This window comes from Lentibacter algarum (assembly GCF_040580765.1).
Classification (GTDB): Bacteria; Pseudomonadota; Alphaproteobacteria; order Rhodobacterales; family Rhodobacteraceae; genus Lentibacter; species Lentibacter algarum.
Genome location: NZ_CP158687.1, coordinates 2,147,707 through 2,170,985, shown reverse-complemented (window position 1 = coordinate 2,170,985; position 23,279 = coordinate 2,147,707). Strand labels below are relative to the sequence as shown.

Annotated in this window: 21 protein-coding genes; 12 read left to right on the top strand and 9 right to left on the bottom strand. The window is 57.9% G+C overall.

Annotated elements, in window-relative coordinates; translation table 11 throughout:
* Positions 1-105 precede the first annotated feature (105 nt).
* From DSM117340_RS10670 to DSM117340_RS10650, 5 genes are all read left to right on the top strand, one after another.
* Entirely contained in the window at positions 106-1,965 is a 1,860-nt protein-coding gene (locus tag DSM117340_RS10670; protein ID WP_089889288.1) for an ABC transporter ATP-binding protein, read from the top strand.
* Positions 1,965-3,797 (top strand): ABC transporter ATP-binding protein, encoded by a 1,833-nt coding sequence (locus DSM117340_RS10665; RefSeq protein WP_089889291.1) that lies wholly within the window; start codon positions 1,965-1,967, stop codon positions 3,795-3,797. The genes DSM117340_RS10670 and DSM117340_RS10665 overlap by 1 nt, the downstream gene beginning before the upstream one ends.
* 173 nt (positions 3,798-3,970) lie before the next feature.
* Positions 3,971-4,261, top strand: a complete 291-nt coding sequence (gene rpmB, locus DSM117340_RS10660; RefSeq protein ID WP_089889294.1) for a 50S ribosomal protein L28 — start codon at positions 3,971-3,973, stop codon at positions 4,259-4,261.
* A 100-nt stretch (positions 4,262-4,361) separates the two neighbouring features.
* Positions 4,362-4,709 carry a hypothetical protein gene (locus DSM117340_RS10655; protein WP_089889297.1) on the top strand — a complete coding sequence of 116 codons (348 nt, stop codon included), beginning with the start codon at positions 4,362-4,364 and terminating at the stop codon, positions 4,707-4,709.
* Between the two features lie 62 nt (positions 4,710-4,771).
* Positions 4,772-5,269 (top strand): copper chaperone PCu(A)C, encoded by a 498-nt coding sequence (locus tag DSM117340_RS10650; RefSeq protein WP_089889300.1) that lies wholly within the window; start codon positions 4,772-4,774, stop codon positions 5,267-5,269.
* A 119-nt stretch (positions 5,270-5,388) separates the two neighbouring features.
* Here the strand turns inward: DSM117340_RS10650 and DSM117340_RS10645 are convergent, their stop codons facing one another.
* Positions 5,389-6,072 (bottom strand): NAD-dependent deacylase, encoded by a 684-nt coding sequence (locus DSM117340_RS10645; RefSeq protein ID WP_089889302.1) that lies wholly within the window; start codon positions 6,070-6,072, stop codon positions 5,389-5,391.
* Here DSM117340_RS10645 and DSM117340_RS10640 point away from each other — a divergent pair.
* From DSM117340_RS10640 to rpoD, 4 genes are all read left to right on the top strand, one after another.
* On the top strand, positions 6,071-6,832 hold the full coding sequence (locus DSM117340_RS10640; RefSeq protein WP_177170645.1) for a site-2 protease family protein: 762 nt from the start codon (positions 6,071-6,073) through the stop codon (positions 6,830-6,832). The two genes, DSM117340_RS10645 and DSM117340_RS10640, sit on opposite strands and share 2 nt — an antisense overlap.
* Positions 6,833-6,932: 100 nt before the next feature.
* Complete coding sequence (locus DSM117340_RS10635) at positions 6,933-7,250, top strand: hypothetical protein (protein ID WP_089889309.1); 318 nt, start codon at positions 6,933-6,935, stop codon at positions 7,248-7,250.
* Between the two features lie 50 nt (positions 7,251-7,300).
* Positions 7,301-9,286, top strand: a complete 1,986-nt coding sequence (dnaG, locus tag DSM117340_RS10630; protein WP_089889312.1) for a DNA primase — start codon at positions 7,301-7,303, stop codon at positions 9,284-9,286.
* Positions 9,287-9,404: 118 nt separating this feature from the next.
* Complete coding sequence (gene rpoD, locus DSM117340_RS10625) at positions 9,405-11,405, top strand: RNA polymerase sigma factor RpoD (RefSeq protein WP_089889315.1); 2,001 nt, start codon at positions 9,405-9,407, stop codon at positions 11,403-11,405.
* Positions 11,406-11,435: 30 nt separating this feature from the next.
* Here the strand turns inward: rpoD and ribD are convergent, their stop codons facing one another.
* From ribD to DSM117340_RS10590, 7 genes are all read right to left on the bottom strand, one after another.
* Positions 11,436-12,533 carry a bifunctional diaminohydroxyphosphoribosylaminopyrimidine deaminase/5-amino-6-(5-phosphoribosylamino)uracil reductase RibD gene (gene ribD / locus DSM117340_RS10620; RefSeq protein ID WP_245724389.1) on the bottom strand — a complete coding sequence of 366 codons (1,098 nt, stop codon included), beginning with the start codon at positions 12,531-12,533 and terminating at the stop codon, positions 11,436-11,438.
* Positions 12,530-13,000 (bottom strand): transcriptional regulator NrdR, encoded by a 471-nt coding sequence (nrdR, locus tag DSM117340_RS10615; protein WP_089889318.1) that lies wholly within the window; start codon positions 12,998-13,000, stop codon positions 12,530-12,532. The genes ribD and nrdR overlap by 4 nt, the downstream gene beginning before the upstream one ends.
* Before the next feature lie 159 nt (positions 13,001-13,159).
* The gene (locus DSM117340_RS10610) at positions 13,160-13,585 is read right to left on the bottom strand and encodes a secondary thiamine-phosphate synthase enzyme YjbQ (protein WP_089889321.1); all 426 of its coding nucleotides are present in this window, start codon (positions 13,583-13,585) and stop codon (positions 13,160-13,162) included.
* A 3-nt stretch (positions 13,586-13,588) separates the two neighbouring features.
* Positions 13,589-14,008 carry a hypothetical protein gene (locus DSM117340_RS10605; RefSeq protein WP_089889323.1) on the bottom strand — a complete coding sequence of 140 codons (420 nt, stop codon included), beginning with the start codon at positions 14,006-14,008 and terminating at the stop codon, positions 13,589-13,591.
* A gap of 48 nt (positions 14,009-14,056) precedes the next feature.
* Positions 14,057-16,072, bottom strand: a complete 2,016-nt coding sequence (locus tag DSM117340_RS10600; RefSeq protein WP_089889327.1) for a capsular polysaccharide biosynthesis protein — start codon at positions 16,070-16,072, stop codon at positions 14,057-14,059.
* Positions 16,073-16,078: 6 nt separating this feature from the next.
* Positions 16,079-17,224, bottom strand: a complete 1,146-nt coding sequence (locus tag DSM117340_RS10595) for a polysaccharide biosynthesis/export family protein (RefSeq protein WP_245724390.1) — start codon at positions 17,222-17,224, stop codon at positions 16,079-16,081.
* 116 nt (positions 17,225-17,340) lie between these two features.
* Entirely contained in the window at positions 17,341-18,633 is a 1,293-nt protein-coding gene (locus DSM117340_RS10590) for a capsular biosynthesis protein (RefSeq protein WP_089891476.1), read from the bottom strand.
* A 148-nt stretch (positions 18,634-18,781) separates the two neighbouring features.
* On the opposite strand from DSM117340_RS10590, the gene DSM117340_RS10585 reads away from it, so the two are divergent.
* Positions 18,782-19,369: a riboflavin synthase gene (locus DSM117340_RS10585; RefSeq protein WP_089889331.1), complete on the top strand. Its 588-nt coding sequence runs from the start codon at positions 18,782-18,784 to the stop codon at positions 19,367-19,369.
* A gap of 73 nt (positions 19,370-19,442) precedes the next feature.
* Positions 19,443-20,420, top strand: a complete 978-nt coding sequence (locus DSM117340_RS10580; RefSeq protein WP_089889334.1) for an MBL fold metallo-hydrolase — start codon at positions 19,443-19,445, stop codon at positions 20,418-20,420.
* 22 nt (positions 20,421-20,442) lie between these two features.
* Here the strand turns inward: DSM117340_RS10580 and DSM117340_RS10575 are convergent, their stop codons facing one another.
* Positions 20,443-21,918 carry a GGDEF domain-containing protein gene (locus DSM117340_RS10575; RefSeq protein WP_089889336.1) on the bottom strand — a complete coding sequence of 492 codons (1,476 nt, stop codon included), beginning with the start codon at positions 21,916-21,918 and terminating at the stop codon, positions 20,443-20,445.
* Between the two features lie 233 nt (positions 21,919-22,151).
* On the opposite strand from DSM117340_RS10575, the gene ribB reads away from it, so the two are divergent.
* Positions 22,152-23,279, top strand: coding sequence for a 3,4-dihydroxy-2-butanone-4-phosphate synthase (ribB, locus tag DSM117340_RS10570; RefSeq protein ID WP_089889339.1), 1,128 nt, complete (start codon positions 22,152-22,154; stop codon positions 23,277-23,279).

The window sequence follows — 23,279 nt, the reverse complement described above, 5'->3', positions numbered from 1 at the left end:
TACGGGATCTGGAACAAGAAAGGGTGATCGCCAAAGCCCCGGCGAAAAACCTCCAAAGCCCGCGCCGTGCTGCGCGGACATATCTTATTTCCAAGGCTCCAGATCATGAAAAAGCTTTTCACCTATTTCGAAACCCTCGTTGATCCCTATACATCCTATCCACATGAAGATGTTCCGCCCAAAACACTTTGGCGCTTCATGCTCGGCTATACGCGCCCATTCAAAACTGTGTTCTGGGCGGCAGGCATTCTCTCGATTGTCGTCGCCGCCATCGAAATAGCCCTGATCTATTATACAGGCTGGCTGGTTGATGTGCTGACGGGCACGCCCGCTGATGTCTGGGCTGCGCATGGCAGCTTTCTGATCGGGCTGGCCCTCTTTGTGCTGCTCATCCGTCCCGCAATCCAGTTTCTGGATGTGCTGCTTCTCAACAATACGATCCTGCCCAATCTTGGCACATTGGTCCGCTGGCGTGCGCACAATCATGTGCTGCGCCAGTCCGTCGGCTGGTTTGAAAACGATTTCGCAGGCCGGATTGCCAACCGTATCATGCAAACTCCTCCCGCCGCAGGTGAGGCGGTGTTCCAAGTTTTTGACGCTCTCACATATTCTGTGGCCTATATCGTGGGCGCGGCGGTCCTGCTCTATGGGGCCGATATGCGCTTGATGCTGCCGCTCGCAGTCTGGCTCATAGGCTATGGCTTGCTCATGCAATGGACATTGAAGCGTGTTGGCCCCGCTTCGCAAAAGGCCTCCGATGCCCGCTCCGCCGTCACAGGTCGTGTGGTGGACAGCTATACCAATATCCACTCAGTCAAAATGTTTGCCCATCATGACGGTGAGATCAACTTCGCCCGCGAAGCTATTGAGGAGGCCCGTCGCACCTTCATTGAAGAAATGCGCATCTATTCGGTGATGGATTTTGTCCTCACTCTGCTCAACGGTGTGCTTATCGTGGGCGTGGTGGGTTGGGCGATCTATCTCTGGATGCAAGGCACAGCTTCCGTCGGCGTCGTCGCGGCGGCTTCGGCTCTCACGCTACGGCTGAATGCAATGACGGGCTGGATCATGTGGGCGCTGACTTCGTTTTTTCGCCAGCTTGGTGTTGTGGCCGAAGGCATGGAAACCATTGCCCAGCCGATTGACCTTACCGATGCAAAAGGCGCTGCGTCCCTCCAAATCGCCAAAGGCGAAATCAAAATTGAAAACCTGACCCACCGATATGGCCGCGATATTGGCGGCCTTGAAGGGGTGAACCTGACCATCAAGGCAGGCGAAAAAGTTGGCCTCGTCGGGCGCTCGGGTGCGGGTAAGTCGACGCTGGTGAAGCTGCTGTTGCGCTTTTATGATGCCGAAGCAGGGCGCATCTTGATCGACGGTCAGGACATCGCCCGTGTGACCCAAGACAGCCTGCGCCGCCAGATCGGCATGGTGCAACAAGACAGCTCGCTTCTCCACAGATCACTGCGCGAAAACATCGCCTATGGCCGCCCCGATGCAACGGACGCCGAAATTTGGCAGGCAGCAAAAGAAGCTGAGGCGCTGGAGTTTATCGACACATTGCAAGACCCAGAGGGCCGCCGCGGCATGTCTGCTCATGTGGGCGAAAGAGGTGTCAAGCTTTCGGGTGGTCAGCGTCAGCGCATCACACTTGCCCGCGTGATCCTCAAAAACGCTCCGATCCTGCTGCTCGACGAGGCAACAAGCGCTCTGGACAGCGAGGTCGAGGCGGCCATTCAGGACACGCTTTATGGTATGATGCGCGGCAAAACCGTGATCGCCATCGCGCACCGTCTTTCGACCATCGCGCAGATGGACAGGATCGTCGTTCTCGATAAGGGTCTCATCCTTGAAGAGGGCACACATAAAGAGCTGCTGGCGCGTGGCGGTGTCTATGCCGATCTTTGGGCGCGCCAGTCAGGCGGGTTTCTCGCCGACGGCGCAGAAGAAGAGGCAGCAGAATAATGGCCGACACCGCTTATCAGCGCCTCGTCTGGAGGGCCGCAAGCCTGATTGACCCGTCTCGCCCTGCGCGTGGCGCGCCGCCAACCGAGCTTTGGGGCTTCGCGCGCTGGTGTATTAGCGGTGCATGGCCCGTGATCGCTCTGGCAGGGTTTATATCCGCCTTGTCAGGGGCCTCCGAAGTCCTGTCGATGTATGTGCTTGGCGAAGTTGTTGATCTCACAGCAAGCGATGCCCCTTTGGGCGACCACATCTCGCTGCTGGCCTTCGGAGTGTTCCTCCTCATTGGCCTGCGCCCTGCCTTCTTTGGCCTGAATGCAGCGTTTCAGTCGGTTGTGCTTGGGCCCAACCTTTTCAAGCAAATTTTGGGGCGTCTCAACCGTTGGACGCTGGGTCAATCGGTCGGATATTTTGATGACGACTACGCGGGTCGCCTCGCGCAAAAGCAGGTGCAGGCCACCCGTTCGCTCACCGAAGTGGTGATCGAGACGGTCAATGCTATCCTATTCGCGCTCGCCTCGGTGATCGGCTCCGCTATCCTCGTCGCGGCAATTGATCTGCGGCTTCTGCTCATCCTCTTTGGCTGGATCGTCCTATACGGTGGCTATCTGCGATACTTCCTGCCGCGTATCCGCGCCCGCTCAAAAGTGCGCGCCGCCGCGCAAGCCATGGTTTCAGGGCAGGTGGTCGATACAATCACCAACATCAAAACAGTAAAGCTTTTTGCTGGCGACGCTGTTGAAGAAGCCGCGACAGCCGATGTCCTCGAAACCCTGCGCGAGCGTGCAGTTGATTTCGGTGAGCTGAGCTCAATCTTTCGCTATGGCCTGATCTTTATTGCAGGCTGTCTGCCCGTGGCGCTTCTTGGCGCTGCGCTCTTCTGGCGCGACTCAGGCGTTACGCCAGGCGATATCGCGGCCACAGGCGCTGTTTCTATCCGCCTCGCGCAAATGTCGGGTTGGATCAGCTTTGTCTTGATGACAATCTATATGCACCTCGGTGAGGTCGAAGACGGTATGCGCACACTCGCCCCCGCCAAACGCCTGCGCGCTGGGGCAGGGGCCTCGCTCGCAGTGCCCAAAGGTGAAATCAGGTTTGAGAATGTGACGTTCTCCTACGGCCGCGAGATTGGCGGGGTCAACGGCATCTCACTCAAGATCAAAGCTGGCGAAAAGCTCGGGATCGTGGGGGCCTCAGGCGCAGGCAAGTCCACGCTCGTGTCTCTTTTGCTCAGGCTTTATGATCCAGAAGCAGGCCGCGTCACGATTGACGGGCAAGACATATCAGATGTGACAGAGCCAAGCCTGCGTCGCGCGATCGGCATGGTCACGCAAGAGACCGCACTCTTCAATCGCTCGGCGCGAGACAACATCACTTACGGCCGCGACGATGCGAGCGAGGCTGTCCTCGCTGCGGCTGTGAACAAAGCCGAAGCCCAAGATTTTATCGAAACTCTGCAAGATGGGCAGGGCCGTCGCGGGTATGATGCCCATTTGGGCGAGCGCGGCGTGAAGCTCTCGGGCGGTCAGCGCCAACGCATCGCTTTGGCCCGCGCGATCCTGAAAGACGCACCGATTCTTGTGCTGGATGAGGCCACAAGCGCGCTTGATAGTGAAGTCGAAGCCTCGATCCAGACTGCGCTGACGCGTGTTATGGAAGGCAAAACCGTGCTGGCGATTGCTCACCGCCTCTCAACCATCGCCGCCATGGACCGCATCATCGTCATGCGAGACGGTGCGATCGTTGAACAAGGCACGCATGATGCACTCATCGCCAAGGGTGGCATCTATGCAGACCTTTGGGCACATCAATCAGGCGGCTTTCTTGCCAGCTAGACAAACGAGAAGCGCAGCCCGCCGAAATCTGCTCAAAGAGCACCTCTATCGGCTTGACGGGGCAGGTGATTCCGCCTAATGACACCAAACAGAATTCACGGAGGCCGTTTTTCGGTGTCCTATTATATGGCCGCAGTGATTGCTGGCTCTAAGACTAAAATGAGGATGAACCCATGTCACGCGTTTGCGAATTGACCGGAAAAGGCCCGATGGTTGGCAACAATGTGAGCCACGCCAAAAACAGAACGCGCCGTCGCTTTCTGCCAAACTTGAACGACGTGACGCTCCAGTCAGAGACACTGGGCCGCGGCTTCAAACTGCGTATCTCTGCTCACGCTCTGCGCTCTGTCGATCACCGCGGTGGTTTGGACAAGTTCTTGGCAAAAGCCAAAGACGCCGAGCTCTCAGCGCGCGCGTTGAAAATGAAAAAAGACATCAGCAAAGCTCAAACAGCTGAAGCTTAAGCTCTTTTGACGTTTCGTTATTTGAACAGCCCTGCCTTTCGGCGGGGCTGTTTCATTTTGTCCCCTTGCAACTTTCGCGCTGTCGCTTAAGTCTCCGCTTATGAAAGCTTTGCGCTCATATATCTCCGCCTTTGTGGTCGCCGTTCTGGTGCTCACAGGGCAAGCTATGGCCGAAGCTCGCATGATGACCTCGCCAACAGGTGAGATAGTCATTTGCACAGGCACTGGCCCTCTGGCCGTGTCAGTTGATGCCTCAGGCCAGCCCACGGGCCCCGCCCATATCTGCCCTGAGTGTGCCCTTGCTCTATTTGCTGATTTTTCCGCCCCCGTCACGGCGCCGCTGCGCGTGATGGTCGGGGGCGAGCGCGTAAGCTTTACCCATGGAGCGCGCGCGCCCGCTCTCGGCATCTTAAAAGCCAGCGCTCGCGGCCCGCCCGCAACCGTCTGATTTTTTACAGACAGGCCTTTGGGCCACCCTAACTCTTTATAAATTCACTGAAAGGTAGAGCTATGACTCTCAAAACGACTCTTATGGCGGCCGTTGCCGCTGCTGCCCTCGCGATGCCGGCCTTTGCCGATGGCATGATGATCAAAGACAGCTATGCCCGCGCGGCAGGCATGAGCGCCTCCGCAGGCGCGGCCTTTATCGTGATCGAGAATCACACAGGTGAAGACGATCGCCTGATTGGCGCAAGCTCGGAGATTGCGAAGCGCGTCGAGCTTCACACCCATATCGAAGACGCAAACGGCGTTATGAAAATGACCCATGTTGAAGAGGGCTTCCCTGTTGCCGCAGGCGAGACCATCATGATGCAACGTGGCGGTCAGCACGTTATGTTCATGGGCCTCAACGACGCCATGGAGCAAGATGATATGGTCACGGTCACATTGACCTTTGAGAAGGCTGGCGATGTTGTTGTCGAAGTGCCAGTCGATCTGGAGCGCAAGCCCATGCACGGCGGTATGCAGATGAACCACGGCACAATGAAAAAAGACGGCGACAGCTGATCTTCAAGGGGTCGCGCTGCATGTCGGTGCCGCTCAGTAGGGGCTCTGCCCCCATGTCATAAGCCTTAGGGCTTATGACACGCCCCTCGGGATATTTCTGGAACGAAAGAGCTGAAGGGTTAGGAGAAGTCGGCAACCCACTCGGGAACCGTCTCGCTCGCAGGGCCGATCCGCACCTCGTCAAACATCGAATACCCCGCAGATGGCTCAAGGTTGAGTTCAACCGTGGGCACACCAAGGCGGCGCGCCTCGGCGACAAAGCCTGCTGCAGGGTAGACATTGCCACTGGTGCCGATCGAGGCAAAAAGCGTGGCTTGGCTCAAGGCCGCGTCGATTTTTTCCATCCCGTAAGGGATTTCGCCAAACCAGACGATGTCAGGCCGCGTGGCCTTTGCGCCGCAGCTCGGGCAGGCATCAGACACAGTCATGACCAAAGGCGCATCCCACCGCGCTTGGCAGGTGGCACACATCGCGCGCGCAAGGCTTCCGTGCATGTGAAGCACGTTTTTTGATCCTGCGGCCTCGTGAAGCCCGTCAACATTCTGTGTGACGATAAGCACATCGTGTACCGCCTCAAGGGCAGCCAAGGCGCGATGCGCTGCATTGGGCGCGGCTTTGACGGCTTCCGCGCGACGCATGTTGTAAAATCTCTGCACAAGCTCCGGATCACGCGCGAACCCTTCGGGAGTCGCCACATCTTCGATCCTGTGCTGCGCCCAAAGCCCTCCCTCGTCCCGAAAGGTTCCAAGCCCGCTTTCGGCCGATATGCCTGCGCCCGTCAATATCACAATATGCTCTGTCATGGCTTCAGTTTACCCGCTCACAAATCCAAAACCAGCGCCTTTTGCACTTGCTGCTGCCAAGACTTCGGCGCAAACATGCGCCATGTTTCAAACGGGTCCAACGCTGTTTTCTGTGAAAGGTCTCTTCGGCGTGCGCGTCGATGTTAGCCAGTCGCTTGTCATATTGGCCGGTCTACTTCTTTTTCTTGCGGGGCTGAGTAATATCCTCTGGGTTGGCATCCTTGTGGCGATGCTTCTCACGTCAATCTATCTGCACGAGCTTGGCCACGCTTGGGGGTGCCTCATCCAAGGCGTGCCTGTGACGCGGATCGTGCTTCATGGCGGTGGCGGCTTTTGTGAACATGCGCGCTCTGCCTCCCGCCACCAGCAAGAGCTGATTGTCGCTATGGGACCGCTGGTCAACCTTGCGCTCTGGGCGCTGGCCTCGCTTTTGTCTTGGTGGATTTTTTCAAGCCCTGCGATGGGCTTAGATGCGATCGGCAGCTATCTCATGCTCTTTGCCCGGCTGAATCTTGCGCTCTTTGTCTTCAATCTCATTCCTGTACAGCCGCTGGATGGCGGCAAGCTTCTTCAGCTGGGCCTCTTGCGGTTTCTCCCGCAAAAACAGGCGATCCGTATGGCGGGCGCTGTCGGCCTTGTCTTTGCTGTGCTTTGGTGGCCCGCGCTGATCTATGTCTACCTGACGTTTGGCTGGCTTCTGCTCTTTGCCCCGCCGATTATGTTGCATTGGCATATGGCACGCGGTGAATACAGGCCCTGATCGGCGCGCTTGTGCCGGTTGCGTGACTGTCTGCGGAATTCTTCGCTGACTCTCCCGGCCTGCTCCGCTAGGCTTGGCTGAAACTGAGAAGAGAGACGCCATGAAACACCTGCTCACAACCACAGTCGCCTTCATGCTGATGACCGCAGCGACAACGGCTCAGGCCGAAACAGCCCAAGAGCGCAAAGCGCGCTGTGAAGCCCAAGGCGAGATTGTGACGAAGGCCGTTGCACTACGCCTCAAGCGAACCAACGAGACCAAAGCCAAAGAAGCCATCAAGGCCAGCACAGAAGAGGCGCTCCAAGGCGCAATCCCTCTGCTGGTCGGCTATATTTACACTTTGCCGCGCAAAGACTTGAAGGCCAATGATGTGCCCGCAGTCTTCATTGAACAATGCGCGGCCTTTGAGCCCGAGTAAGTTACGTTTGAGCGCTTGCCGCCCGCGCGCTCAGGCCCCATATTAGGCAGATGTCGCTGCCACCCGGATTTCTTGATGAGCTTCGTACCCGCACCTCGCTCTCGCAGGTCGTGGGCCGCAAAGTCATGTGGGATCAGCGCAAGTCAAACCAAGGCAAGGGCGACATGTGGGCACCATGCCCCTTTCATCACGAAAAATCCGCCTCCTTTCATGTCGATGACCGCAAGGGCTATTATTATTGCTTTGGCTGTCACGCCAAAGGTGATGCGATTTCCTTCATAAAAGACACAGAAAATGTCGGCTTCATGGAGGCCGTTGAGATACTGGCTCGTGAGGCAGGTATGCCGATCCCCGAACGCGATCCGCGCGCTCAGGAAAAGGCTGACAAGCACACAGAGCTCGCCAAAGTGATGGAACAGGCGGTGCAATTCTACCGCCTCCAGCTCAAGACAGGGGCTGGTGCGCCTGCGCGTGATTATCTGGACAAGCGCGGCCTCAAAGAGAGCACACAAGAGCGCTTTGAAATCGGCTTTGCCCCCGACGGCTGGCAAAATCTTTGGGATCACCTCACAGGCAAAGGCGTTGCGCCCGATCTGATCATTGAGGCGGGTCTCGCCAAGCCGAGCGCAAAGGGCGGCAAGCCCTATGATACGTTCCGCAACCGGATCATGTTCCCGATCCGCGACATCCGCAAACGCTGCATCGCCTTTGGTGGCCGCGCGATGGACCCCGCCGACAACGCCAAATATCTCAACTCGCCAGAGACACCGCTCTTTGACAAATCCCGCACGCTTTACAACCACGCGCCCGCGCGCGAGGCGGCGGGCAAGGGCGCGCCCTTGATTGTAGCCGAGGGCTATATGGATGTGATCGCGCTCTCAGAGGCGGGGTTTGAAGGCTCCGTTGCGCCGCTCGGCACAGCCGTCACCGAGCATCAGCTCCAGATGCTCTGGCGTGTCTCCGATGAGCCAGTGATCGCGCTTGATGGCGATACCGCCGGCCTTCGTGCCGCGCACCGCGTGGTTGATATCGCTTTGCCATTGCTTGAAGCGGGCAAATCTCTGCGCTTTGCGCTGATGCCCGAGGGCAAAGACCCAGACGATATGATCCGCGCCGAGGGAGCAGGGGCTGTACGCAAGCTCGTTGAGGAGGCCATCCCCATGGTCAACCTCCTGTGGAGCCGCGAAACCGAAGGTCGCGTATATGACAGCCCCGAGCGCAAGGCTGCACTCGACAAGGCATTACGTGAGAAAATCAAGCTGATCCGCGATCCCTCTATTCGAAGCCATTACGGCGAGGCGATCAAAGAGATGCGTTATGATCTCTTTCGCCCCAAACGTGAGGCGTGGGCGCCTTCGGGCGGCGGGCAGCGGCAAGGCGGCTTTCAAAAGACCCGTGGCAAAGGCGGATGGCAGCCGCCGCAGCCGCCTGTCCTCACGGAAACAAAAAACAGCTACCTCGCTGCAGGCAACGACGCCTCCCAAGAGCGCATGCGCATCACTGTCATTCTGGCCATGCTCCTGCGGCATCCTTCGCTTGCGCGCGACTTTGACTACGCATTGGAGCGGATGGATTGCCACACGCCAGAGCTTTCAGCTTTGCGCCATGTCGTCTTGAGCCTCAGATCGACAGCCTATGACGCCGCCTATGAAGAGGCCGCCGAACGTTTGGGCTATGAGACGCTTGAAAATCTGCTCGCCACCCCCCATCTGCGCATAGTCCCCGCGCTCAAAGAGGCGGCGGACGAAGACCTCGTGCGCATGACATTGGCCGAGGAGCTCGCCAAACTTGAGGCCCACCGGGGGCTCAAAGCCGAAATCGCCGAAGCCGAGGAAGACCTTGCCCATTTGGCCGACGAAGCCGTGACGTGGCGGCTGTCTCAGGCCGCCGCAGCTGTGGGGCGCGCGCAAAGTGGCACACAGGAAGACAACACCGAATACGACCTCGGCAAGAACGGCGCTCGAATCAGTAAGTCCGAACGTGAGGCCTTTGCGGCGCTCATGGCGCAGATTGGTCACACTGATTCGTCAGATTAATGCGTTTTCGTGAGGAAGCGCTAACCAAAACAGGGTAAACGGGTTGCGAATCACTTCGTAAAGCCGATGATTCGGTTAAAAGCGAATCACCCGCGATCCAGTTCCGAAGGAGCAAACCATGGCTGCAAAAGACAACGATGAGCGCAAGCCCGACGCAGACGACAGCGACGGCTCCCTTGATATGAGCCAAGCGGCGGTCAAAAAGATGATCGCCGAGGCGCGCGAGAAGGGCTACATCACTTACGATCAGCTCAACCAAGTCTTGCCGCCCGAACAGGTCAGCTCCGAACAAATCGAAGACGTGATGTCGATGCTGTCGGAAATGGGCATCAACATCATCGAAGATGAAGAAGCCGAAGAAGAAGAGCAAAAGCAGGGCGATCTGGTCACTATGGGCCAGAAGGGCGAGCTGACGCTTGGTTCGGGTACGTCCGAAAAGCTCGACCGTACCGATGACCCTGTGCGCATGTACCTGCGCGAAATGGGCTCTGTCGAACTGCTCTCGCGCGAAGGCGAAATCGCCATCGCCAAGCGTATCGAAGCGGGCCGGAACACAATGATCCTCGGGCTTTGCGAAAGCCCGCTGACCTTCCAGGCGATCACGATCTGGCGCGACGAACTTCTCTCAGAAGATATTCTCCTTCGCGACGTGATCGACCTTGAAACAACCTTCGGCAATCAGCTTGGCGAAGAAGGCGAGGTTGGTGCAGGTCCGGTTGCCGCGGGCGCGGCCGCTGCGAATGTAACATCTGCTCCCGGCCGCGATGACGCCAGCCCTGAGCTCGACGCCGACGGCAACCCGCTCATCAAAGAAGATGATGACGACGAGGATGACGACGAACAGGCCAACATGTCGCTCGCCGCGATGGAAGCCGCGCTGAAGCCCCGCGTGCTCGAAACCCTCGACCAGATCGCCGACGCCTACACAAAGCTCTCGGAGATGCAGGACAGCCGTATTTCGGCCACGCTGAACGAAGACAGCAGCTTCTCTGACAAAGCAGAGAAGAAATACCAAAAACTGCGCTCCGAAATCGTGCTCCTCGTGAACGAGCTTCACCTGCACAACAACCGTATCGAAGCGTTGATTGACCAGCTCTACGGCATCAACCGCCGGATCATGCAGATTGACTCCAACATGGTCAAACTGGCGGACCAGGCCCGCATCAACCGCAAGGAATTCGTTGATGAATACCGCGGTCGCGAGCTTGATCCGACATGGATGGAAGACATGGCGGAGAAAGCGGGCCGTGGCTGGCAGATGTTTATCGAGCGCTCCGCCGATAAAGTCGACGAGCTGCGCGCTGAAATGGCCCAAGTCGGTCAATATGTCGGCCTTGATATCTCTGAGTTCCGTCGCATCGTCGGTCAGGTCCAGAAGGGCGAAAAAGAGGCCCGTCAGGCGAAGAAAGAAATGGTCGAAGCCAACCTGCGCCTCGTTATTTCGATTGCCAAAAAATATACAAACCGTGGCCTGCAATTCCTGGATCTCATTCAGGAAGGTAACATCGGCCTCATGAAAGCGGTCGACAAGTTCGAATATCGCCGTGGATATAAGTTCTCGACCTATGCAACATGGTGGATCCGTCAGGCGATCACGCGCTCCATCGCGGATCAGGCCCGCACGATCCGTATCCCTGTACATATGATCGAAACGATCAACAAGCTTGTGCGGACAGGCCGCCAGATGCTTCACGAAATTGGCCGTGAGCCGACGCCCGAAGAATTGGCCGAAAAGCTGCAAATGCCGCTTGAGAAGGTCCGCAAGGTGATGAAGATCGCCAAGGAGCCGATCAGCCTTGAAACGCCGATTGGCGATGAGGAAGATTCACAGCTCGGTGATTTCATCGAAGACAAGAACGCCGTTCTGCCTCTGGACTCCGCCATTCAGGAGAACCTCAAAGAGACAACAACCCGTGTTCTCGCTTCGCTGACACCACGCGAAGAGCGCGTGCTGCGCATGCGTTTCGGTATCGGCATGAACACAGATCACACGCTCGAAGAAGTCGGGCAGCAGTTCAGTGTTACGCGCGAGCGCATCCGCCAGATCGAAGCCAAAGCGCTTCGCAAACTGAAGCATCCGAGCCGCTCCCGCAAACTGCGCAGCTTCCTCGATCAGTAATGCAAAAGAGCCCTTCGGGGCTCTTTTTCGTTAAAGCCTGCGCCCCCAGCGGTGCATCACATCAACGCCCACAGCGCGGCTTTCTAGAAGCTCAAAGCGTGGCGCTTGTGTGAGCCGCTCAAGCCCCATTGCCCCAATCGCAGGCAAGCCTTCTGCGCCAATTGCGAGCCCTGCGGTGTAGCCGACAAGTTCGTCGACGAGATTTTCCCCAAGCAACGAGGCCGCCAAAGCCCCGCCACCTTCACAAAACACCCGCGTCAGCCCCGCCGCGCCCAGAGCGTCGAGCACCGAGACAATATCAAGCTGCCGTCCGCGCAAGCCGCATGGCAAAAGCCGCGCACCGATACCGCTCCAAGCCTCGGTCAAGTAACTGTCCGCATCCGACCCGTGGCAGAGCCAGAGCGGCACTTCTTTCGCACTCATCGCGAGCTTGCCCATCATTGGCAGATCAAGGTGGCGCGAGACGATCACCCGCACAGGCTGGCGCACATCGCCGTGGCCGCGCACCGTGAGCATAGGATCGTCCGCCCGCGCCGTGCCGCCACCCACCATCACAGCGTCATGGCATGCGCGCAGTCGGTGCACATCGGCACGTGCCGCCGCCCCCGTGATCCACTGGCTCTCGCCTGTGGCCGTTGCGATGCGCCCATCAAAACTGCTGGCAAGTTTGAGCGTCACAAAAGGCCGTCCCATCGTCTGGAGCTTCATAAACCCAGCGTGATCGCGGGCCGCCTCTTCCGTACAGACCCCAAGCAAAACCTCTATGCCCGCCGCGCGCAGCATCTCAAATCCACGCCCTGAGACGCGCGCATCATTGTCTTCAAATGGCGCAACAACCCGCGCGATCCCTGCTTCAATCAAAGCGTTCGCGCAGGGTGGCGTTTGTCCCTGATGCGCGCAAGGTTCTAGCGTAACATAGGCCGTGGCCCCGCGTGCTTGCGCTCCAGCTTGCGCCAGAGCGACGGTTTCAGCATGCGGGCGCCCGCCTGCTTGCGTATGACCGCGGCCCACAATGCGGCCCGCGTTCACAATCACACAGCCAACGGCAGGGTTGGGCCATGTCTGGCCCATCCCGCGCCGCCCCAGTCCAAGGGCGGCACGCATATAGCTGTCGTCAGACTGGCTCACTTGTCTTCAGGTTTCACGTCCGGCCGCAGCTCGCTGACAAATTTGTCAAAGTCGTCGGCCGCTTGGAAGTTCTTGTAAACACTTGCAAAACGCACATAAGCCACGGTGTCGATCCGTGCGAGCGTCTCCATGACAATCTCACCAATCACGCGTGATGGAATATCCGTCTCGCCTTGGCTTTCTAGCCTGCGCACGATTCCCGAGATCATCTGATCAATCCGCTCAGGCTCAACTGGGCGCTTTTGCATGGACATACGAATAGAGCGTTCGAGCTTATCGCGGTCAAAGTCTTCGCGCTTGCCGTTGGTTTTGATCACGACAAGATCGCGCAGTTGGACGCGCTCATATGTGGTGAAACGCCCGCCACAGGCAGGGCAAAAGCGCCGACGCCGAATAGACACATGGTCTTCGGCTGGGCGCGAGTCTTTTACTTGGGTGTCGATGTTTCCGCAAAACGGGCAGCGCATAGGCCGTCCCCCTTCTTTTCTTGTTCCGCCTCAAAGATGTGGGGTTGGCCCCCACTTATCCACAGGCACTATAGGCCAGACGCTAGGCTTTGGGTAGGGGGCAAATGCACCCCCAAGATAGGCCATAGGGGGAATGTGGCAGTTTGGTTCCCGTGTGGCCTAAAGGCCGCGATCAGGCGCAAAATATGCGGCCACTTCGCGTCGATGCGGCGCATCGCGATGCTCGAAAAGATAGATCCCCTGCCATGTGCCAAGCCGCATCTGCCCGCCCATCACAGGGATGCTCAATGAGACAGGCATCATTGCCGCTTTGATATGCGCGGGCATGTCATCAGGGCCTTCGTAAGTATGGCGCAGGTATCCCATCGACGGGTCGTTAGAGGGCGGCACAAGACGTCCAAAATAAGCGTTCAAGTCGGTCTGTACGTCTGGGTCGGCGTTTTCCTGAATGAGAAGCGAACAGGAGGTGTGGCGCACCATCAGCGTGAGAAGCCCGTCGCCTTGGCCTACCAAGAGCTCCGCCACATCGGGGGTAAACTCGTAAAGCCCTTGGCCGCGTGTTGCGATATGGAAAGTGTCCTGCATTGTTCAGTCGAGCCACTCTTCAATGATACGAGGGCAAAACCCTTCGGCATGAGCGAGCCTGAGACTAAAACCTGTTGTCTTGAGCGAGACAGAGTAATTCCCACCGTCCCCAGGCCGTGGTCCTGATGCGAGCGTGGAGTCTGGTTGGGTTGTAAAGCTGACGGAGTTTTTGGTGTTATGCTGCGGCGAAGGCCCCATCGCGCGAGCGATATAAATCCGGGTATTTGGGGCCTCTCCAAGAACAACTCGCGCATATTGGGCCGCCGCACACCAGATTTCGCGTGGACCTGAGCCGCGCTCTGAAATCACTTCAAAGCGCGCATCACCCCCTTCGGTAAATGCGTTGATCCCGTTTACCGCTGTAAAGGCACTGGCCGCACAGGCGCAGCCAGCAACTATGACACTTAATCCAAACACACGCATGTCGAGGCTCCTTTGCCCTAAGATAGGCATAAGCCCCCGTCGCTTCAATCAGCGCCAGAAATGGGCATAGCTCGCAAAGACGCCTTGAAGCTTTGCCAGCAGTCGGTTGGCGGGGCCATGCTGAAAGCCGCCTTCGCTCAGTCGCTTTAACGCTAGCTCTGGGCTGCACGGCAGTTTGCTCACAGGGTCAAAATAGCGTGGATAGTCGATCAAGGCCGCATGGGCGAGGCTCTCAAGGTTCACATGCCGCCCGCGCCGCGCAGGCACACGGCCCTTGTCTGTCGTTAGCCCCCATCCCGCATAAAACGGTGCGCCTGTTGTGGTTACTTTTAGACCACGCAAAAGCGCCTCAAATCCAAGCAAAGAGGTCATGGTCCAGACTTCCTCGACCTTGCCGAAAAGTGCCGCCGCATCTGCATTTTCTACCAATACATCCGCCAGCCCAACCAAATCTTGGGGCGCCACTGCGCCAGGTCGCAGTCCGGCCTCTACGTCAGGGTGGGGTTTGAAAACAATGATCGCGTCAGGGTTCGCCGCCCGCGCTGCGGACAGCAGGTCAAGGTTTGTGCAAACCTCCCCCGCACCAAGACGGATCGAGGCATCGTCTTCCACTTGCCCTGGAACCAAAATGCGCCGCCCCTCTGGGAGATCGGGGACTTGGCCCTTGAGGTTGTATTTCGTTACGCCTTGAGCGCATATCGTCTCTATCAGCGCGCGGACGCGCGCAGTCTGATCCGCCCTCAAGGTGGCCCGCGCTGCCACCAGTCGTTCAAGCCGGCTTTCGCGGGTCGGGTCGTAATAAATCCCAAGGTCGTCAAGCACGAGGCTCAGAGGCGGGGTCAAAGCCGCGCCAAGCCCTCGCGAGCGCAAAAACCCGTCTTCAAGCCGCGCTCGTCTGTCACCTTCTTGCGCCTTGCCCGCCCAGATCATCGCCTGTCCAGTGACTTTGGAGCTGTTCCGAAATCGCACCCGCTTGTATCGGCCAAAAAATTGCTGCAATGGCCCGCGCTTCCAAAGCCGCATCCCTGCCGCCTGCCAGCCCTCACGATCCTCGCGCCACGCGCGCACCTCGGCTTCAAAGCTGCCGAGGGCAGTCTCAAACCGCGCCAAACAATCGTTGTGTGCATCATACCATGTTGGCGCTTTGATCATCGCCCCAAGAAAAAGCTGCGCCTTCGTCAGCACCCGCCCACGGCGGGGCAGGGCGTGCGGATTACGATCCTCCGACAACCCCCAACCTGCATAAAACGGCTGGCCAAATACATGTGGTCGATGCCCAGCCAAGATCGCCTCAAAGCCCATTTGACTGGTCACAGTATATACGGCAACAGCTCCCTCCATCAGCGCCCAAGGGCTGACAGCCCCGTCAAACAGGCTGATCTTGGGGCTGGTGTCGGCTTTGCTGAAATACCCCTGCCGATAGCCCGCCTGTGTCTCTGGGTGGGTCTTAATCACAATCCGCGCGCCAGGATTATCTTCCTGCGCATAGTACAGCATTTCCTTAAAAGTATTCGCATCCGCACGCCCATGGGTCACAGAAGCATCCCCGCGCGTTTGGTCGATCACAAGCACATATCCAGCCTTGGGGCAGGGCGTCTCTGGGTCATAGCTCGTATATTTACTGAGCTGCGCCTCTCTCATCCGAGCAATTCCGGCATGGGCGCGCTTGAGCTCGTCGGCGTTATCCAGCGGGTCGCCCGCTAGAATCTGCTCCAGCCGCGAGGGGGCGCTCGCATCAAAATAGATGCCAATGTCATCAATCATCAGCCCCAAAGGTGGTTCGCCCGCGCGCCCCGCATGAAGCGAGCGCAGAAACGCATCTTCGACGCGCAAAAGGCTGGCACCTGTCTTTGCTGCCATAGCCTCGCCCCGTGCCGCATAGGGCGAACGGCCCCAAACTGCCACGCTGTCGTCGGAGGTTGGCTTGCCAAGTTTCAGATCATAACCTGCAAGTTTTAAAATCCGTCGCACACGGCGCTGGCGCAGAAAACCAGCGGTATAATAGTAAAGCCGCCGACGCTCTTCAGCACCGGCGGCTTTGAATGTATCGGGCAGATCAGCCACTTGGCTTTAGCCGCCAGAACCAAGTGTCGTGAGCGTGTCGACGGTGGCCAAAGAGCCAGTCAGAGCCGAGATCGTCTTATCCCACTGTGTAAACGGTGCTTCGGTCACATAGAGCGTGTCACTGTCGCGCACAGAGAAGTCACGCGCCAAAAACATACCGTTGGGCTGCGTCAGATCCAGCACATAAACAAGCCGCTGCGCGCCCTGCAAATCCTGACGACCCATTACCATATTTGCAATATCGGCAGGTTCGTTGCGGAAAATAAACACGCCGGTCGGGTCAGCCGCCGAAGTCGAGAGGCCACCCACTTGCGCAATCGCTTCGATCGCGCTCAAGGTCTGGCTTTCAAAAGCCACACGCGCTTGCGTGCCAGTCGCACCAAGAGCGGTAAAGCTGCGAGTGTCTTCTTCGACAAGAATACGGTCGCCATCGCGTAGTGCGATATCAAGCTGCGGGTATTTGTAGAGGTCTTGGAACCAGACCTTCGAGCGCATGTTGCCACGGATCACAGTGATCTGGGCAATCTCTGGTTCAATCGTGATGCCGCCAGCCTGCGCCATCATCGTCGAAAGCGTACGCGTGGGGCGCTCGATAGGAAAGACGCCTTGGCCGCCAACCGCACCAATCAAGCTGACGCTTGCACCGTCGCCCGCGAGGCGGCGGACCTGAACCTGTGGGTCAGGGGTCTGTTCGCCAAGTTTGCGAGTGATGGTCTTGCGGATGCCTTCAGGCGTGTTGCCCGCGGCGCGAATGCGCCCAGCGTATGGAATAAAGATAAAGCCCGCACCATCGACCTGCACTTCTTCGAGCACAGCAGCGCCTGAGCCTGTGGGTCCAGATGAACCAAGCAGTGGATCATCGACGTTTTCCCAGATTGTCAGGCCGAGCGTATCCCCGGGGCGGATCGTGTCCGAGCCAATAAGGCCTGCGTTTTTGAACGCATCCGAGAAGCCAAGGGCTGGTACAATACCTGTCGCGCGGGTCACACGGTCATTGACCGAGATAACAAAAGCGTCGCCGCTTTGCTGTACAGATCCTGAAAAAATTTCGCGTTTGTTGGGGCCTGATCGCGGCAGGCCACAAGATGATACAACCGCAAGAGCGGCAACCAGCGCGACAAAACGCGCCCAGCTAGGAGTTACGGGTTTCACTGCTCGGTCTCCTCGACCTATTATTATTCTGCCTCAGATTCAGCACTTTGCGCGCCGTTATTGAGGCAAGCGTAACCCAGATGAATTTAAAAATAAAGCTTTAGACTTGCGCGGGCTTATTGCACCAGACGCAACTGTTGCCTCGGAGCCGCGGTTCCTGCCTCCAAGGCCTCATAAGGATCATCCGCAGTCAGCATCATATCAACCACCATGCGCATCAGCTGGTGCCGTCCGCGGGAAGAATAAAACCCGCCTGGAACTTGACTGGTTTCCAACAGATAGCGGCGATAATCCTGATAGGCCTTGTGGTCAGGTCGCTTCGCCGCGCTGAAAAAGGTCGCCAACGGCTCGGTTGAGACAAACTCGGGCTTGTCATAGACCGCACGGCCAAACACCTTGAGCGGAATACCCCGCCACAAGACTTGCTGCGCAGCGGTTGAGTTCACGGTCACAGCACTGCGTACATCGCTTAGAAGCGCGGCAAGCTTTCCGCCGCGCACATAATGAACGCGGCCTCTCAGCCCCAGTTCTCGTGCCAGTCGTTTGATCTCGCGGCGCAGTGGCACGCGCCCGTCCTCAAGCGGATGGGCCTTGAAAACAAGGTGATGGTGCTTCGGCGCACCTTCAGCAAAGCCGCGCATCACAACTTCGAGAAACTCGGTCATCGTGTTGAAAGGTGAGTGCATCTGAAAGCTGCTGTCATGCTCAAGCTGCAAAAGCGCCAGATGATAGGGAAAGCCGCCGTGGCGAATACGCCAAGTGGCCACGCCCCGCTCCAAGGCCTGAAACGGCATGAGCAGAAGGCGCTTGAGATAAAGCTGGAATTCTTTTGTCACGCTCAGCGCGCGGTGAGGCTGGAAGTTGCGGTATTGCCCGTTCCGAAACATCACAAACCAGTGGTAGAGCGCACCATAAAACACATGTTGGCGCGTGTCGCCCCAGCGGGCAGGGGGCAGAGGTGTGTCCATATCCGTATGGGCCAGCCCCGCTTGCATCTCGTTCAGCGACATCTTCATGAGCCGCGAGTTGCCGTTGCTGCCGCCGCGCTCGTAGGTCACCCAATAGGGCCGCATATAACCCTCTTCAAAGACATGAATGCCAAGGCCCAAGGCTTTTGCTGCGGCCACAGCCTGCGCATGAATGGGTCGCGTGTCGCCATAAAGCACAATATCGGTGACGCCCTTTTCTGCGACAATCTCCGCAAACCGTGCATCCCACTGTGCCAGCGTCCCACGATAGGGAACATAGCTCTTAGGGCTAAACCAGAAGGCGCGGTCGCCCGCGTTAAACCCGACACGCCAAACGCTCGCGCCCGCACGCTCCAGCATTTTCCCCAAAAGGTGAAAAAACGGCCCGTGCGGCCCCTGCAAAAACAGGAAAACGCGGTTATCACCAGTGATTTTGCCCATATGTCTCGCGCTGGTTGGAATACTCTTCACCCTTTCATAAACGCTGACTGTGGTGAAAATATGGTGAATGCGCCTGTAAAGGCCAGCGCTTTCTTGCAGCTCGCCTGCGCCCGCGCTAGTAAAACCCATCAGCGCGAAAGGCAGCCCCATGTTCACAGGCATCATCACAGATATCGGCACCATTCTTGAGCTTGAGCAGCGCGGCGACCTGCGCGCGCGCATCGGCACGTCTTATGACACCAAAACAGTTGATATCGGCGCCTCCATCGCCTGCAACGGCGTCTGCCTCACAGCCATAGCGCTGGGCGAGGGATGGTTTGACGTTCAGATCTCCGCCGAAAGCGTGGCGAAAACCAACATCGGCACATGGGTTAAAGGCGGTCGCGTCAATCTTGAGCGCGCGCTCAAAGTCGGCGATGAGCTTGGCGGTCATATCGTCTCTGGCCATGTCGATGGCGTCGCGCGCATCACCGCCATGAAAGACGAAGGTGACAGCACCCGCGTCACGCTCGAAGCCCCAAAAGAGCTCGCACGCTTCATCGCGCCCAAAGGCTCCGTCGCTTTGAACGGCACATCGCTCACCGTCAACGAGGTCGAGGGCGCAAGCTTCGGGATCAATTTCATCCCCCACACCAAAGACGCGACCACATGGGGCGCCGCTGAAGTTGGTGACCTGATCAACCTCGAAATCGACACGCTCGCGCGCTACGTCGCTCGCCTCGCCGAAAGCATCTAACACATTCACGAAAAGCATTGCGTTTGGCGCGCGCGGCCCTAGACTCCCCCAAAATCAAACAAGGGAGCCTGCCATGAGCCTGATCAAACCAACCCGCCGTGACATCCTCAAAATTGCCGCAGCGATGCCTGCCTTTGCGCTGCCCGCCACGCTGGCGCAGGCGTCCGCCGCGCCGCTTGGCGCTCCCGCAGCAGGCAATGGCGGTGTTTTCCGCTTTTCCATGGGCGAAACCCAGCTCACAATCCTGTCTGATGGCTTCTTTTCCGTGCCCACAACGGGCCTTGGGGTCAACGCCCCCCGCGAAGAGGTGCAGGCCTTCCTCACCGCGCATTATCTCTCGCCCGAAGAGGGCTACAGCCATACAAATCACCTCCTGATCGAGACAGCCGAGGCTAAAATTCTCGTAGATGTCGGCTCTGGCAACCGCTGGTTCGAAACCACAGGCCGCCTTGTCAGCAATCTGGAAGCCGCAGGTCTCACCCCAAGTGACATCACCCATGTCGTGATCACCCACGCGCACCCCGATCACATCTGGGGCATCCGCGACGACTTTGATGAGCCGCTCTTCCCCGAAGCCGAATATATCATCGGCGAGGCAGAGCATGCCTACTGGAGCCAAGACGGCCTCGCAGATCAGGTCAGCCCTGAAATGCTCCAGTTCGTCGCTGGCGCGGTCAACAGCTTTGCCACAGAAGGTGTCGAGTGGACGCTGGCAAGTGAGGGCTACGAAGTTGTTTCTGGTGTCACGCTCATCAACACACCGGGTCACACGCCGGGCCATATGTCTGTGCGTCTGGACAGCGGCGATCAATCCCTGATCGCGCTGGGCGACGCCATGAGCCATGCTTGGACAAACTTTGCCCAGCCGACATGGTTCAACGGCTTTGATGCGGACGGAGAGCAGACAGTCAAAACCCGCCAAGCGCTCCTTGATATGGCCGCAACCGACCGTGTTGCGCTCTTGGGCTATCACTTCCCCTTCCCAGGGGTCGGCCATGTGATGCGTGATGGCGAGGCGTATCGCTTTGTGCCAAGCCTCTGGCAGTTCTGAGGCAGAGGCGGCCCCACGGCGCCTAGTCTCTGTGGGACGCAATCCTCATGTCAGTCAGCCAGATGTCGCGCTGCTGCATTTCGCTTGTCGCAGGTTTTTGCGGGAGGTTGGGTGTATGTTGGCAGGGCCTGCTGGCCGCAGTCCCGCGCGCGATATCGTTGAAAAAAACCACACGGTCGCGTCCTGTTTTCTTGGCTGTAAAAAGCGCGTCATCGGCTTTGGCAAGTGTCTCGGCAAAGCCGTGGCTCGCCTCGTAGAGGCACACTCCAACTGATGCTGTGACGCTGCGTGGCGTAAGCTTGCCCGCTGTTTCTAACCGCTCAGGAATACTCGCAAGCGCAAGGCGCATCTCTTCAACTCGCATCTCCAGAACCTTCAGGTCACTATAACGCAAGCACAGCACAAACTCTTCTCCGCCCCAACGCGTGATCCGTTCATCTGGCCGCATGACGCGGCTCAAAGCGGGGCGAACCTCTTGCAGCACACGGTCGCCTATACGGTGGCCATAGGTGTCATTGATGCGTTTGAAATGGTCCAGATCAAATACACCAATAGCCCAGCTCTCATCAGTCTCCGTGTCAGCGGGGGTGCGGTATTGCGCTTGCTCAAGCCCCGCACGGTTCAAACAGCCTGTCAGCGGATCATGGGTGGCAATGCGCTCTAGTCGCTCTTCTGCGGCACGGCGCAATGCATCAGCTTTCTCCAGCCTGTTGCCAGCCCGCATGGCGTTCAATAATCCCGCCCAAATAATGATCGAAATCAGGTGTGCTTCAATTGGGAGTTTCTGATCTGTGTGCAGCAGAACATTGTGCAAGAGTAGGCCGCAGGCCAAAGGCGCGACCATACTGACAAAAGCCAGAGAGCGGGTGGCTTGCCCAATTTCGGAATTCAGAAAGAAAACGCGTGTTGGCTTAAAGCCAGTAAAGAGTGTGGCTGTGGCCAATGTGAGAAAGAGCAAAGCCCCTGTCGTGGCAAAGGACATCTCCCCGCTGATCAGGCGCAGACCAAAGCTCTGCCCGATGATCGCATTGAAAATAAACATCATAGAAACAAGGATGCCAACAGCTGCGACATTATAGTAGCGCCGCCTCAGGAGGCCTGCGAGGCTGAGAAGTAGGATAACCGTAAAGGTATTCCAGCCCATTTTGCCCTGTAAAGCCCAGCCTGCATTGTCAGGAAATAGCTCTAAGGCGCGGGTTGATATGGCAAGGCCGAGTGCCAAAAAGGTCAGAATATATCCGAGCTGGATTTGAAGGCTGTTTTGTCTGAGGAAGAAAACGATTGCGCCTATAGAAATCGAGAGCGCCGTCACAACCGTTGTCGCAGCGCTGTCGCCCGCGGGCTGCCAGTAAAATGTCCAGTCCAGCAAATTGGTCAGAAGACCATAATTCACAAAAACAAGTGCCAAAGTCGCAAACCAAACCCGCGTGGCCTTGAAGTTCAAAACATGCAGATCAGGCGCCTCGGCGCGCGTGTAAAGGTAGTCGGTTTCTGTCATGGCTGGACCTCTTCGTTTTCGAATGTTCCGAAAAAAGGGCGACTTTTCAAAGGGTCAGGCGCGCACGTTGCCTGACAAGTAGGTGCAATGTGATAAAACACACAAATTAATGAAAGATTAATCAGACCTCACAAAATGATTAACTAAGTTGTGATCAGACCTGGCCTATCATCCGGCTCTGGTCAAAAGCGCGCCCTCCTGCTAAGCCCTTTCGCGCAAGCAATGAGGCCCTCATGAACAACGCATACACGACCCCCGGACCGCTGGAAGCGAGCCTGAAAAGCGCGATTTCTCCGATTGAAGAGATCATTGCCGCCGCACGTGCGGGAGAGATGTTTGTTCTCGTCGATCATGAAGACCGCGAAAACGAGGGCGATCTGGTGATTGCTGCCGAATTTGCCGACGCAGCCGCGGTTAACTTTATGGCCACCCACGGGCGCGGCCTGATTTGTCTGCCGATGACATCCGATCGGATCGACCGCTTGGGCCTGCCGATGATGGCGGTCAACAACTCTTCACGCCACGAGACGGCCTTTACCGTCTCAATCGAAGCCCGCGAAGGTGTCAGCACAGGGATTTCGGCTTCCGACCGCGCCCTGACCATTGCGACAGCGATAAATGAGAAAAACTCCTCCGCCGCCATCGCGACGCCAGGCCACGTCTTCCCGCTGCGCGCCCGCAACGGCGGCGTGCTCGTACGCGCAGGCCACACCGAGGCCGCGGTTGATATCGCCCGCCTCGCAGGCTGCAAGCCCGCGGGCGTGATCTGCGAGATCATGAAAGACGATGGCACAATGGCCCGCTTGCCTGACCTCGTTGAGTTCGCCGCCGAGCATGGCCTCAAAATCGGAACCATCTCTGATCTCATCGCTTACCGCCACACCCACGACAACCTCGTGACCCAGACTCGCCAAGAAAGCGTCGTCTCGGAGTTTGGCGGCACATGGGACATGCGCGTTTTCACCGACCAGATCAGTGGAACAGAGCATATCGCGCTCCTCAAAGGGGATGTGACCACTGAGGCCCCCGTCCTCGTGCGCACCCATGCGCTCAACGAGTTGGAGGATGTGCTTGGCCTCGGCCCAACGCCCTCTGATGAGCTGCACAAAGCCATGCGCATCGTCGCGGCTGAAGGCCGTGGCGCGGTCATCCTCTTCCGCGAACCGCACCCGCGCCTGACATTCGCTTCCGATGAAGACGCCCCGCGTATCATCAAGCACACAGGTCTTGGTTCCCAAATTATCGCGAGCCTCGGCATCACCGAAATGACCCTGCTCACAAATTCCCCCAAAACCGTCTATGTCGGCATCGACGCCTATGGTCTCTCGATCACTGGCACACGCCCGATCACGGAGGCCTGA